Here is a 15,232-nt window from a genome sequence, read left to right as displayed (position 1 = left end):
TATCTCGAACTTTATAGTGCGTGGTATTGCCGCACGATACGTAACTATTTACTAGACGTTTAATTATTGGATGCATCGCTATCTCTGTAAGAACATAGTTTACATCTGGCATATACATTGCGTTGATGATTTAAGAGAAAAAGTACCTTCACATTAATTTTGAAAACCGGTTGATTGTTAAAACGCGGGCGGGGTTTCGTTTCACCGTGCATACCAGTAGTTCTACACAACGTAATACTTAGATTTAAAATCTTGTAATGTAAAACTTCTAGTAAGCTCTATATCCTAAATAATTTGCATTCCAAGAGATTGATAACGCATCAGATCCTGTGGATCATATCCAATGAGTGACTGGAATTCGCTGGGCAAGCAAATGTATATGTAATTTTAAGTATGGTCAATATATGCACAGTATACTTAAATTTAACACGCTTCTCGATATGCGTCTAGCGATGAATTAAACATTTGTGAGACGCATATGTTAATTAATTCTTTTGAATTAAAGGTTTGCATTTATAAAATCTTTAAGCTGACCTTTAGTTAGTGTGCCGACCTTAGTCGCAACTACCGTGCCATCCTTAAATAACAACAACGTTGGAATACTACGGATACCGTAGTGAGCGGCTATTTCTGCGTGCTGCTCGATATTAAGTTTTGCAATGGTTAGTTTTTCAGGAAATTCTTTAGAAATCTCATCTAGAATCAGTGAGATTGTCTTACACGGCCCACACCATTCAGCCCAAAAATCGACCAGTATTAACTCTTTAGCTTTTATCACATTACTGTTAAAATTCTCATCAGTTAGATGAATCACTTTATCTTTCATATATTCTACTCCACAGATTTCAGGTTATCTTATTGGTATAGCACCAGTTTGCTTACGGTTAATGTTATTTACTACGTTTATTTCAATTGATCTACTATAATAGATCGATGGTCATCTGATATTCTATTATTCTATCAAGATACACTGTACTAAAAACTTTTTTTGACTTTAAATTAAACCTGTGAGTTTTTAGATCCCTTGAGAACATGAGTGTTATCATTATATCTTAATGCATGTTTCATCATTCCTACGTACATTTTTTTGAGCGAAATATTATCGGTTACTAGAACATAACACCACAAAGACTCTAGTATTTTAGTTGTTTTCTTGTTATTACTTACTTCTTTGGTAGCGTAGAATCGCTAAACCAATCAGCATTAAACCTGCATCACACCAACTATGTATGAATTGAATAATATGCTCATGCAGATAAACACCTGATTGCACTGTTGACTTGACATTACATATAGTGTATCTTATTGATGGTTATTCACAATGAATAGTTTTTTCGGAAAACAATATAGACATTATAGTCAATATTACACATTAATTAATTACGGCATAAAAACAATCTCGATTTAAACAAAATCATTGTGTTTAATAAAATTAGATCATACATTTTAATATGTATTAAAGCATTTTTAAACTTTCAATACTTATTCCTACGGTAAATAACCTACTACATATAATATTTTTATTGCTTGATCTTATTGCTTATATCAATTAACCTTAAAAAAGTCAGTAACTTTGCGTCGTTTTAATAACATAGAAAGAAAATTATTGATCATACTAAAGAAATGCAATGCTATTTGTTTAATGGAATTCTCCTACTATCGATTTTAATAAAAGCAGAATGACGGGCTCTCGACATTGTCTGTATCAACATTCAATTTTGTTGTAAAAACACCTACAGTTATTTATCTGGTCACACTTCTTATATTGACCTACGAAATAGCGATATATAGAACACATGTTTTCATATGCTTGATAAGGTTATTAAATAAAAATTCTAATATTTTAATTCATATTGATTTCGCTGATTTCGGTTGTGTATCGTGTAACTCAACCATGTATGCAATTACGTTCTATCCGAAGTATTAGTTATGCGGGGTCTTTTCATTGTTTTATACTTATGATTATGTATAAAATGAAATAAGAGCTAAGCTGGCTTAGCGTTATTGTCCTATTAAGTTCATTACCTGAGCGATGCTCCATTGTTCTAATACCACAGTACAATAATTTTATACTTATTTATTGATTTTATAGATGATAAAGTTTTAATGATAGAGCTACTAATAAACATTATGCATTAGATCGTCCACTGTCTTGTGAGTCTCATGCATGTCAAACCGGGATGGTAATGCTCATCTAGTAAGCAAAATACTGTAACGGCTCTTTGGCTTATAACCTATAAGGTATGGTTTACGTCCAGAGTATAAGGAGTATGGGATAGATTCTATTAACATCACTGTTGATTCATTAAATTTTACGGATTTGTAGCGTGTACCTCTTACCTAAGTGCATTGATGATACGTAAGAGGATGTTATGATTCGTTAGATTAGTCAATATGTGCAGATAGTCCAAGAGCTTCTGTAGAGCTCGTAAGAAAAAACACGGTCACACTAAATGCAATCAGGAGAGATGGTGTGATCAGAATTTTTAATCAACACACTATTGGTTATTGCAATAGAATAACATGTAATCTCCGTAGTGAGTTTGTCGCATAAAGCTACATATGATCCCTGTCTCGCCTTTTGTTTAACTATGTAATTTATATTAATTATAGTAAATATTTTAGTTGTCTTTTGTGCCTAGCTTTTAAGCTATTTAAAATAGTGAAGATTATTTATAAGAAGATTATTTATAATTAGAGTGTTAGCGTTTTTTAAAAATACATTGACTTAAGAGGCAGTTCTATTGTGCTTAATTATTAACGCATGGTAAATTCGATTTTACTCATGATCCTGTAAAATCAACAAAAGTATTTTTTTCTAGCAAGAAATAACAGATATACGAGATATGACTATTTTCTTCTTGCATTTCTCACGATATTACAGTACGACTTTTATTCCTACAATTTGATTCTGAGCATTAAAAATAAGAGCGAGGGCTTAACTTTTAAAAAAGGTTACCAACAGAGTCAAGATGTAGAAGATACAGCCTATCATCTGCCAGAGGAATTTTAAAGAAAACTGTTGCGTATTTTTTATTCCTCTAAGTGAATAAGGTGTATGGAATAATCATTCAAGATGTTGCATGAGTTATAAAATTTAGTGAACTAGTTGTAGTTTGAAAGAATATGACCAAGTAGCATATTACTTATCTAGCAATACTACTTTCCCGATGTAGGGTAAATGGCGGTATTTCTGAGCATAATCAATACCATAACCCACTACAAATTCGTCTGAAATAGAGAATCCTACATATTTTATTGGTACATGTACCTTACGGCGATTAGGTTTATCTAATAAAGTGCAGATTTCCAGTGATTTTGGTGCACGAAGCATGAGAATTTTTTGTACTTTATTCAGTGTATTGCCGGAGTCAATGATATCTTCCACGATTAATACATCTTTATCACGAATATCTTCATTGAGATCTTTGAGAATCTTTACGTCATGGTTGGTAACCATATCATGGCCGTAGCTCGAAGCAACCATAAAATCAATTGCATGCGGTACTGAAATAGCGCGACATAAATCAGCCATAAACACAAAGGAGCCACGCAATAAACCAATTAGCACCATAGCACTACTGCTATCACGGTAGTGTTGTGTGATTTGTTGGCCAAGCTCAGTAATTCGAGTGTTAACTTCCTCCGCGGAAATCATTACGTTTAAAATATATTTCATAATACACAGGTTTAACTGAGTTTATCAGTTAAATTTTATTGACTCCGTTATTTTATTAATACTAATAAATAAAGTAATATATGGATTATCATGTAACAGTAAACTAATGCAAAAATAATCTGTACGATACAAGATATCAGTACAATTAATTATAAAATACCTTATTTAACGGTAAAGACTAGATTATAAGATCGATACAGAACTTCTTTAAGATACTTAATTATTCAGACTATAGTCATATTGATTACTCTGCAGGTTATCTTAATCGGCGATCGCAACAAATGCTTACACTGCTTTATGGCAAATACCTTCATATCAGCAAAGATTATTACATTAATACTATTCTTCTACTCATCTGGATAAAAGATAACTCTTCAAGGTTTATGCTGAATATGGTTGCTATGCATACATAGACACATAAGCACTTAAATAATAGAAAATGACACTTAAAGATAATAAACAAATAGTTCTCTACACGCAGTACAGACTCATGTATTCACCGATCATCTAACGGATTATCTTTTACGTATATAAAACATTATAAAGATGATTAAGAAGTATATAAACAGCTGCTATGTAGTTTTAAATATAACTAAATACCTAAAACTACATATCATACTAACTGTATGAAGTTATTTGATATATCGCATAATAAAGTGTAAAAATCATGACAGATTTTCCTAGAAAACTCTAAACACTTGAAAGAATCGTGTCGGTCTCAACAAATTTATCTGAGTGATTTATGGCATGCAACTGATACGTGAGACATGGACATCGATCTAGATGCTGCTTAGAAAATCCTGGATATTTAAATGCAGTTGTATTCGCACTTCCATGAACATGATAAGAAGATATTATACGTATACGATGTATGCTACAAAAATGATTCGGGATCACACTGTGTTTAGTAGCTAAGATTGCTGATTATTTTAATCAAGTATTGTCATCCAATAATATAAAATACATATTTAATTTTCATAGGTCAAATTGTTCTATGCGAAAAAATGCAAGATCACATAATGATAAACACTAAAATCAGCTACTACGCCTCTACAGAGAGCTTTTGCATTTGATCAAAAATCGATCACAAGTGATAAAAGAGAATACCAGAAAACTTCATTGTATAAAAAGAAGGTATGCCTGCCATCAGGCATGTCATAATATCTGCCGCAAGATATCACCTAAATTTAACATAGCATTAACCTGAAAATTCATAATAATTTTCGATACTACAGAGTAAAACTACAAGTTAGTTACATGAATACCCTGCGAAATTTAAATTATAAATAGGCGGAATAGAAGAAGCACCGTAGAAGCTAAGGTTAATCAGTGGCTATGGTGAGTCAGGAAGGTTAACGTAAATATAATGTGAAAGATGATAGCTATAGTACATCTAAATTAATTGTTTATTATGGAGAAGGATCTGAAATATTTTTTATTGATTCTCACGTGTTCATCATCTTCATTAAAGATACGACCTAGGCAATGCGTTGTAAGCATTTAATTGCTACAAGTAAGTGTCGCATTTCAACTGTGCTATTCTTGCTATTTGGTGATAGTTTGTCTTAGATGGATAATTTTAGTATATTTTTATTTGCGTGCTTGTATTTTCTTGAAGAGTTTTTAAGCGCAAAACGAAGCATCTCATACTAAAACTTGAATAGTTTGCTAAATTAAGAATTTTAGTCTTTGATCTTCAAAAAACTATTTTCGATGCTAAACTTTTATTTTGTTTCCTTTTGTTGTCACTATCGATTAGAATTAACTTCTAGAATATACCAGCGTTTAGTAGCTACAACAGAATCACAAAAACTGTCTAGTTGCGTGATTATGTTGCTAGCATTAGATTTCAACGTTAAGTCAACAGGATAAATCAACAAATTTTTACATGTTAAGAGAAGATATAAATATTCTCGATACACCCCTAACGTTAAGTAACCTGTTGCATTTGTGTGGTAAAGTTGTCCGTGCTCTTTGTATTTATCAGATGCTCAGTAAAAGTGCTGCACTGATTCTTACATAGCATATATCATTAGTGTAAAACTCATTATGATTGCATGGCTGCTGAGATGTGTATGGTCATAGTCGTGCGGAAGATAGCCTGATTAGGCTAATTGACATAGAAGATTTACATTTCTTAGTGCTCAGGAAACTATTAGTGATCTACTAAAATTATGCTGATTAGATGAAGATTATTCATACAGTACACTGAGTTTGGCTAATTTATAGAAGTCGCATATTGCAATGGTTTATGATAGTCTACCAGCATTAAAGACAATGGGTAGTGAGGCTTTTGATATAGATCTATCCATGTTAAAGTATGTTGATTGCTAAAAATCAGATAAATAGTATGCTCGCGTTTCTTTTACGTTTGATCATATTTATATGATGCAATGCAATCACGCTAAAGTGATAGAAGCGCTAGAACAAGTATGAAGTCAAAAGAAAAGATTAATTAGCGGGATATCAAAGATGTCGCATGAAGTTAACTAGCTTATATGGTATAAGCATCGGGTTTTACTATTTTCTTTACATATTATATAATTAAAAAGTTTATAATGCAACTATTCAGTTGATATGCTGGAAACACAAATCAAAACGCATAAAAGTATGATGTGGCATAAATGCATAATATCAAAAGACAAATTATAGCGTAATCCTACCATGCGGTATTTCATAGGTTAATAGAGCATTGTTTTATAGATATTAAAGATAGTAGAGTAAAAAGAATTTAATTTTTCTGCATGACTTTCTTAGTAAGCAGATATAAATAAACTATCTTATCGCTGTTATAAGTGTAGCTTTATCGCTAATTCTTTCTATTAGTGTTATCAATTTGTATTGAGTCCGGTATGCGTCGGACTTATGTTTAGTTGGAAGCATTGACGTTGATTACATTATACAGCATTACTGCAATAAGTAGAAATAGTTTTCAAAGGATACGCGGCTAGGCAAATGCGACACGCCAAGTATTTAAATAGAAAAATCTCTAAATAATTCATGTATCATTAAAATTCTATAGTCTTCATTATGTAATACATAATGAAGACAAACTTTCTATATTCTAACATCAGTTATACTATAATAAATATATAAGCTGTACTATAACTTTTAAGTCTTTACGTTCTGAAAAGACCGACCTGCAAGTTAAATATATTTTTGTTTTTGCGTTCTTAAGAATTACGAAAATATGTTGCTAACGCTATAGGCTTCACTGTAGTATGATAATCCAGTGACATTATTGTACTCAAAGCAATAATGACAACAATAGAAAACATAAATAATTTATGCGACCAGATTTTATGATCTTGAAGTGTATAACCACGTAATGCTATACCAATCCACCATATATTTACTACTGTCGCAACGAATAGATACTTGTAACCAACATAGCCTCTTAGCGTTAACATAAGAGTGGCAATTATAAACGCTATTATATAAATAAGAATATGATTCTTAGTGACAGAAATACCCTTAACTATAGGTAGCACTGGAATATTAGCAGATTGATAATCTTTTAATCTAAAAATAGCAATTGCATAAGAATGTGGCATTTGCCACAGACTAAAGATAACCAAAAGAATAAATGCAGCACCGTCAAATTCGTTAGTCACGGCACAGTAACCGATAACTGGTGGCATAGCACCAGATAAACTCCCAATGATTGTGCCATATACTGAACGACGTTTCATGTATAAGCTATACACTCCAACATAAAAGATAAACCCTATGAACGATAAGAACATAGCTAAAGCATTAGTATAGATATACAGCAATGAAAAACCCATAATACCTAAAGTTGTAGCATAAACCAGAGTCATACTCGGTACGATGAGATTTTTAACCAATGCTCGATTCTTCGTGCGCTCCATTTTTTTATCGATATCTCGATCAATATAGTTATTAAATACGCAGGCTGAAGCAATGACTAAAGAGACACCTAATAATGTACAAAAGAATAAGGGGCAATTAATATTGCCTTTAGAGGCAAGAAGGAATCCTCCAACAGAAGAAATTAAATTGCCAAAAATAATTCCCGGCTTAGTAACTTGAAAGTATTCTTTTATCATCACATAGGTAGCTTAGTTGTTAACTTACTAGCATATTGCTATTAAGGTGATGCATATTCCAGAGTGAACCCACAACGATAATATTGATGAGGATAACTGTAAATAATAATGCCGCCAAATTCCAATGTTCTTCCGATGAAGTGGTTATATGTAAGAAACAAATTAGATGTACTAATACTTGCATTATCGCCATACCCAGAATAATTATTAAGGTGAAGGTATGAGAGAAAGAGTGGCGCATTACCATTACAAATGGAATTATCGTTAAGATAAATGATAAAATAAAGCCAATTAGATATAGCTTCATGCTACCTTGACTAATAGCACGATCGCAAGATTTACGAGCTGGATGACTCATCATATAACCCCTAATAGGTAAATAAAGGTAAATATAAAAATCCAAATCACATCTAAGAAATGCCAAAATAGGCTTAAGCATATTAAACGAGTGTTATTTATTAAGGTTAAACCGCGGATGCTTACTTGAATCATAAGAATAATAATCCAAATTAAGCCAATAGATATATGTATACCATGAGTAGCAATCAACGCGAAGAAGCTAGACAGGAATGCGCTGCGATCCGGGCCAAAGTCTTTAATTATCAAATGATAACACTCATATATTTCCATTATAATAAAACTTAAACCAAAGAGAAGCGTCACGGATAGCCAAGTATTTACACCATGAATATTACCGTTGTTCATGCTAAGCATCACCATGGCGCAGGTAATAGAGCTAAATAACAAAAGAAAAGTTTCAGTTAAAACCCAAGGTATTTCGAAAATATCCTTACCAGAAGGACCTCCTGCAGTTCCATTGGCGAGCACTGCATAAGTAGCGAATAAGCACGCAAATAAAATACAATCACTCATTAGGTACACCCAAAGTCCAAAGACTTTAGTCTGTTCTGCATTATGATGCTTATACTGTGTACGAACTATCTTAGGAACAATGAGTGTGTCAGTTGACATGTTGTACCTCTGTTGTACTAATGTGTTTATAGTGTTGGTTTTCAATGCGCTCAATTTCGTCAATTGGCACGTAGTAACTAATATCTTCGTCGAAGCTTTTGATAATCCAGGTTACTACTATCCCCATAAAACCAGCGCTTGCCATCCACCAGATATGCCAGATCATTGCGAAACCAAAGATTAAGCTAAAACCAGCAATAATTATACCGGTACTAGTATTTTTTGGCATATGAATCGGTTTATATTTCGCTGGTTTCTTATACGCTTCACCTTTTTCTTTGATATACCAGAATTCATCTCTATCATGAATAGTTGGAATAATAGCAAAGTTATAGAATGGCGGAGGAGATGTAGTTGACCACTCGAGTGTACGAGCATTCCATATGTCACCAGTTAAATCGCGGTTTTTCTCTCGGTCACGCACGCTAACAAAAACTTGAATAAACTGGCATAAAACACCACACGCAATTAATCCTGTGCCACAAGCTGCCACTAGCAATAAAGGATGAAATTCAGGGTTAATATTTTGGCTAATACGACGAGTCATTCCCATAAAGCCTAGAGCGTATAGCGGCATAAAGGCAATAAAGAAACCTATGATCCAAAACCAAAAAGCACGGATACCCCATTTTTCGTTAAGCCGGAAGCCAAAAGCTTTAGGGAACCAGTAAGTTAAACCAGCGAAGCAACCGAAGACCACGCCACCAATAATTACATTATGAAAATGTGCAATTAAGAAAAGGCTATTGTGTAATACAAAATTCGCACCTGGAACTGCTAATAGAACGCCAGTCATACCACCTATAGAGAAAGTAATGATAAACCCAAGAGTCCATAGCATAATAGAATTGAATTGTATGCGGCCTTGATATAGGGTAAATAGCCAGTTAAAGATCTTGACTCCAGTGGGGATTGAAATAATCATAGTGGCGATGCCAAAAAAGGCGTTAACGTTCGCGCCAGATCCCATAGTAAAGAAATGATGCAGCCATACGATGAATGACATTATAGTAATGACAATAGTTGCCCATACTAATGAGGTATAACCAAATAGACGTTTTTTAGAAAATGTTGAAGTAACTTCTGAGAAAATACCGAATATCGGTAGTATAAGAATATATACTTCTGGGTGACCCCAAGCCCAGATTAGGTTAATGTACATCATCATATTTCCACCCATTTCATTAGTGAAAAAATGGGTGCCTAAATAGCGATCTAGGGTAAGCAACGCGATAGTAGCGGTAAGAATAGGAAAAGACATAATTATGAGAATATTAGTACAAAACACTGTCCAGGTAAATACTGGCATTTTCATAAGTGACATGCCTGGAGCACGCATTTTTATAATAGTAGCTAGGAAGTTGACGCCGGTTAGTAGCGTTCCTAATCCAGAAATTTGTAAGCTCCAGATCCAGTAATCCACTCCGACGCTAGGGCTGTAGTCTTTACCTGATAATGGCGGATAGGCTAACCAACCCGTTTGTGAGAATTCACCAATGCCTAGCGAAAGATTCATGAGTACAACCCCTACCATAAACAGCCAGAAACTTAGGGAATTTAAGAACGGGAAGGCTACGTCACGCGCACCAATTTGCAATGGTACTACAATATTCATTAGGGCGACTACCAAGGGCATCGCCATAAAAAAAATCATAATTACGCCATGAGCAGTAAAAATTTGATCGTAGTGATGAGGCAGCAAGAATCCAGTGTCTCCGGCGGACGCAAGTGCCTGTTGACTACGCATCATGAGAGCATCTGCAAAACCACGCAAAAACATCACTATGGCGGCAATGATGTACATAATGCCAATTTTCTTGTGATCGACAGAAGTTAGCCAGTTTGTCCATAGCCATTGCCATCTACCTAAATACGTTATCAACGCCAGTAGGGATAGACCTCCAATAATAATTGCAGACATAGTGATCATGATGATCGGTTCGTGATATGGGATAGCGTTAAGTGTTAATTTTCCTAACATCAGCTTATTCCTTAGCTTTGGCACAAACATGTTTACCCATGTCCATGTCGCCTATAAATTTTGCAATAGTATCTTTAAACAAATTTCTCTTTATACTAGAGAAGTACTCAACCGGATTATTTTCACTGGGCGTCGCCAGTATATTAAAGTCACTAACAGTATTAAGATGATTGAGTGATGTTTTTACTTTTATAATCCACTTTTTAAAGTCGTCTTCGGTCGGAGTGACAATAGCAGTAAATTTCATCCCAGAAAATCCATGACCGCTATAATTACTGGAAAGACCGGCATATTTCCCTGCTTCGTTGCCTATAATATGTAGTTTAGTTTGCATCCCGGCCATTGCATAGATCTGCCCACCTAACTGGGGAATAAAGAATGAGTTCATTACTGAGTTAGAGGTAATTTTAAATTCGACAGGAACATCTTTCGGGAAAGCCAATTCATTAACAACCGCAACACCTTGTTTCGGGTAGATAAACAACCATTTCCAATCGAGAGATACTACTTCGATTATTAATGGTTTTTTATTATTAACAATAGGTTTAAAGGGGTCGAGTTCATGTGTAGTCTTCCAAGTGATAATACTTAAAATAGTAATAATAATAATAGGTACAGTCCATACGACTACTTCAATCTTATTAGAATATTCCCAGTTTGGGCAGTATTGTGCATCTTTATTAGATGATCGGTACTTCCAAAAAAAGATAAAAGCCATAAAAATAACTGGTATTACTACGATCAATATTAATGTGATTACAGTAATAATTAATGTCCGTTGCTCAATACTAATCATTCCTTTGGGGTGCATCAATACCATATGGTGGCAGCCACTGAGAAACATAGTTACTATAAGCGATAGTATTGCCTCAATATTTTTGTTGCATTTACTAAATCTCATTTAACGATCCTAATTGCAAAAAAAAATCTATTGTCGTTGTATATGTTAGAGTATTTTACGGGAATGGAGAAGCACTGTAAATATACTGGATAAATTATCATTGCTTGAGTTAACGCTGGTTGTTAACGCACGTAACAGTATTAGCTTGTTGTATATTTATTTGATATTATTAAATAATATCGCGTTATTAGATGCTGTTTTATTTTAATATCCTGAAATATATGAAATTCGATAAAACAATGATAGTGCAGTATTAAATTCATTATATATTCCGAATATATACTGACGATATTGCAGATCATAAGGGGTGCTAATATGATTGATCTAAATTCGCATGCAATATTGTTCTCGAATGTGCTACAGGTAGATAAAGCAAGATAAGATGAAGATATGTGTAATATGATAAGTATAGTGAATAATATTAGTTATAAGGTCTGTAATAAAAATTAATTACATAAAACCCTAATTGTTAAACTCTATACTTTGTTGCATGGGCACCTCACACCGATTAATAATCAATTAGATAATCGATTAGTATGTCAAAATCATATAATATTTTTATCTTTTAGTTTACCTTATTTTCTGATATGTCTTGCTGTCTTTGAATGTCTGAGTGCACTTAGTATGCATAATCTTATGATTCGATTAGTTAACGATATAAATTAATTTTCTTATCTCAATTTCTGGTTACTACAGCGAGACTTCTATGCTACCAATGCTTGTTTAAGGCGGTAATCTGCATTACTCATAGATCGGGCAAATAAAGAGCGTGGTTAATGCGATCACCATAAATTACCATTGTTAAGTGCGTAAAGTTTGGTATGATCTCTAAACAGATAAGCACGAAGCTGCGTGCCTTTTTAACAAATAAAATACTGTAAATACGCCGAAGGAATAGATACTTGTCTTAAACAAGTATCGTACGATATCACACCATAATTTTTTGTACGAATATTTTGATAGATCGTGAGTATTCACATAGTTTTCATAAACGATGATACACATCATACATACATTCATTCATTTTTTGATTTTAAACTAGTGCTATTTATACAGAGTGCACCTATCGTATAGCATGATAGGGATAGCGATAATCATCTATATTTCTTGATATCTTATATTTCTATTTTAATGAAATTAGAAAAATAATTCTACGTATGTCTTGGTTTTTATACGTTTAGATACTTTATATTTTGTTAAATACCTCTCTAGATCTGTGTGATAATTTTTATATTTGAAGTTAAATGCAACATGAGTTGTATTAGTTTAGATGATTTTGCTCTTACTGGATAAAACTAAAGTTATTTATCCTGTCTCTAAAAAGTTTTTTATACGACTTCGTGTAAAACTATTGCAAGTAATCCCTAGTTGCTTGTCGGCAATTGCCGTATCATTGATGTATTTTATCATACACACGCATTAGATACATAGTATTATATGTCTCTGAAGTTTTTAAGTAATCAATTTTTTAAGCATTTATATCGCTGGCTTTAGTAAAACTTACCGAATTTCACAATCTGTTCATCAAAATATTCATCAGACCGATAGCGATGTCAAGTGATAAAATTTTCCTGCTGGGTGCTTAAAATGATTTATATATTAATAATCAGTACTTATGGTTATTCTTTTAACTAGATGTATTCCAATATTCATGTGGAATATTTACTAATAAACTTAAGAAAGTATCTTTTTTGACATCATATTAACGATTTTTATCATAATTAATCCATTCAAAATAGTTATTAATAACAATAACCTGGGTGATATTATAGCACTCAAGATTAAATAAAACAGCAACTCACCAGAGGTCTTAACGAATCCACTAGAGATGAGGATAAGTAATCACAATGAAAACTAGGGAATATGAGAATCAGCGCAAATTAGGTAGCACAAGATAACTAATGGCCTACAGTAACTAGTAACATTACTATATTGTAGTATATAAACATAGCTGACCATTGTTCTAGCACAGATTATTGTTTATGAATGATTCTTATCTGCTGTCTTGGAGAAAGCTCTAGAGATTAAGTGGCACGCTGTTGACAGAACATTGAGAAGTATGGGATCGTGGATAGATTAATTCTAAGTGTTCAGATAGAACTATGCAATGTATTAGTGGTAATAATGAAAGTATTAAAGTTGTAGACTGAATTGGCGTTACCTATATCGTAACTCACATTATTCAGCAAGAAAGTTTCATCGAGACTATTAACAAAGAGAGCGCTTATTTTATATTACTCACAGGATATGAATTCAGCAGACGTTTTGACAGGTTAACATATGACGTAATAATGTAATTCCTAGTTATTCCATAGTTTATAGTGCGAATCCTAGAATATTGTAGTTCATACAAATGTAACTAACATAACGATGATATCAGTTAACATCAATTGAATCATTAGATAACAGTTCCCGCTATTTATAATCGACAACCTCTACGTCAATTAACATTGACAGGTATGTACCAGGCGCTAATACATAGGTGTCTTTGCAACGTTTACTACACTTAATAGATGAGTTTATGTGTATCGAATAACAATGTTCTATAATACAGAAATATTAGCATAGATCCTACAATACTCTGCGCCTATAACCTAGTTATATACACTGATTGTATAAGGTTGATCGCCATTATTACTACTTTTCCTAGAATTTATCGCATAAATTTTACCGCTGCGTAAAGAACAGCGTACGCAGGAATGTGCACAAGGACATTAGAGACATTGGAGAAAATAAACTGAAAGAACGAACGCATAAAGATCCATAAATACAGCAATCTATTTTGAGTAATTAACGAAGTTTTGTAATATACATGCAAGTAGTATTAAACGAAGATTTACAATCAAGCATAGATGTATAAAATACTTAAAATAATCCTGGAGACAGATATTTAGATGCTATTTGATGGAAGCACCTGCACTATACTCTCTATTTATGTGGTATAAAGCGCTAAAATTTTAGCGAATATTTTTTTTGATAAAATCGTGCATACTAGTGTCTTTTGCTATATTGTCAAAAATCAGGTTAAGTGTATTGTTAATAGCACGAGTAATATTGTTTCTAGTAGCGAGAAAGACGCCGTTGGTATTATAGGTGGTACAGTAGCTCTTGATTTGTTGATTTCCGTTCTTTGCCTGGGCGATCACTGAAATATTGGCTTTACTAACAATGTTGTAGCGTAGATTGCCTTGAAATACATCAGCATATAAATTGTTGATTACAATCTGCACATTAATATTGCTGTTCCTGTCGATTATGTAGCCATAATCGTCCATCTGTTGTTCCAGTCCTTCCTGTAATAAAAAGCGCAGATTACGCATTGGTTGTAAGGTTATCAGTGTTCCACCACTTGATATTTTAGCTAGCGTCTGATCTTGACGACGATCTGCGCTATCAATACTGATTTTTATATCGTGTATTCTAGAAACTGGTTGCGGCAATATAATTGTTGGCATTACATTTAACCTATTGCTATTAGTTGTGCAACCGAATAACAGTAAGGTACCTAAAACAGTCGAGTAAAGTTGCTTTAACATGCTATTTTATTCTCAATAAATTTCGCTATAAATAACAGTAATCATAGAGCTAGTATTATAGCATCGTCATTGCTGACTAGTAGCGTAAAATTA

The 15,232-nt window shown here is 33.2% G+C and carries 8 protein-coding genes; all 8 read right to left on the bottom strand.

Annotation, left to right across the window (positions count from 1 at the left end; genetic code table 11):
- Positions 1–499: 499 nt before the first annotated feature.
- Positions 500–826 (bottom strand): thioredoxin TrxA, encoded by a 327-nt coding sequence (trxA, locus tag GIY03_RS01660; protein ID WP_457913424.1) that lies wholly within the window; start codon positions 824–826, stop codon positions 500–502.
- A gap of 2,316 nt (positions 827–3,142) precedes the next feature.
- Positions 3,143–3,679, bottom strand: coding sequence for a hypoxanthine phosphoribosyltransferase (gene hpt / locus GIY03_RS01655; RefSeq protein ID WP_457913423.1), 537 nt, complete (start codon positions 3,677–3,679; stop codon positions 3,143–3,145).
- Positions 3,680–6,852: 3,173 nt separating this feature from the next.
- Positions 6,853–7,749, bottom strand: coding sequence for a heme o synthase (cyoE, locus tag GIY03_RS01650; RefSeq protein ID WP_457913422.1), 897 nt, complete (start codon positions 7,747–7,749; stop codon positions 6,853–6,855).
- Positions 7,750–7,768: 19 nt separating this feature from the next.
- Positions 7,769–8,107 carry a cytochrome o ubiquinol oxidase subunit IV gene (cyoD, locus tag GIY03_RS01645; RefSeq protein WP_457913969.1) on the bottom strand — a complete coding sequence of 113 codons (339 nt, stop codon included), beginning with the start codon at positions 8,105–8,107 and terminating at the stop codon, positions 7,769–7,771.
- Positions 8,107–8,721: a cytochrome o ubiquinol oxidase subunit III gene (cyoC, locus tag GIY03_RS01640; RefSeq protein WP_457913420.1), complete on the bottom strand. Its 615-nt coding sequence runs from the start codon at positions 8,719–8,721 to the stop codon at positions 8,107–8,109. Before cyoC ends, cyoD begins: the two co-directional genes overlap by 1 nt.
- Complete coding sequence (gene cyoB / locus GIY03_RS01635) at positions 8,711–10,702, bottom strand: cytochrome o ubiquinol oxidase subunit I (RefSeq protein ID WP_457913419.1); 1,992 nt, start codon at positions 10,700–10,702, stop codon at positions 8,711–8,713. Before cyoB ends, cyoC begins: the two co-directional genes overlap by 11 nt.
- A gap of 4 nt (positions 10,703–10,706) precedes the next feature.
- Positions 10,707–11,603, bottom strand: coding sequence for a ubiquinol oxidase subunit II (gene cyoA / locus GIY03_RS01630; RefSeq protein ID WP_457913418.1), 897 nt, complete (start codon positions 11,601–11,603; stop codon positions 10,707–10,709).
- A 2,957-nt stretch (positions 11,604–14,560) separates the two neighbouring features.
- Complete coding sequence (locus GIY03_RS01625) at positions 14,561–15,139, bottom strand: YajG family lipoprotein (protein WP_457913417.1); 579 nt, start codon at positions 15,137–15,139, stop codon at positions 14,561–14,563.
- Between the last annotated feature and the right edge of the window lie 93 nt (positions 15,140–15,232).

Origin of the sequence: Candidatus Gillettellia adelgis, from assembly GCA_020541285.1 — a bacterium.
Taxonomy (GTDB): Bacteria; Pseudomonadota; Gammaproteobacteria; order Enterobacterales; family Enterobacteriaceae; genus Gillettellia; species Gillettellia adelgis.
Note: the sequence above shows the minus strand (reverse complement) of the source record. Positions and strands in the feature narration are given on the sequence as shown.

Bases quoted from the DNA above. Each gene is read 5' to 3' on its own strand.
- trxA (WP_457913424.1), bottom strand. From the start codon at position 826: ATGAAAGATAAAGTGATTCATCTAACTGATGAGAATTTTAACAGTAAT.
- hpt (WP_457913423.1), bottom strand. From the start codon at position 3,679: ATGAAATATATTTTAAACGTAATGATTTCCGCGGAGGAAGTTAACACT.
- cyoE (WP_457913422.1), bottom strand. From the start codon at position 7,749: ATGATAAAAGAATACTTTCAAGTTACTAAGCCGGGAATTATTTTTGGC.
- cyoD (WP_457913969.1), bottom strand. From the start codon at position 8,107: ATGAGTCATCCAGCTCGTAAATCTTGCGATCGTGCTATTAGTCAAGGT.
- cyoC (WP_457913420.1), bottom strand. From the start codon at position 8,721: ATGTCAACTGACACACTCATTGTTCCTAAGATAGTTCGTACACAGTAT.
- cyoB (WP_457913419.1), bottom strand. From the start codon at position 10,702: ATGTTAGGAAAATTAACACTTAACGCTATCCCATATCACGAACCGATC.
- cyoA (WP_457913418.1), bottom strand. From the start codon at position 11,603: ATGAGATTTAGTAAATGCAACAAAAATATTGAGGCAATACTATCGCTT.
- GIY03_RS01625 (WP_457913417.1), bottom strand. From the start codon at position 15,139: ATGTTAAAGCAACTTTACTCGACTGTTTTAGGTACCTTACTGTTATTC.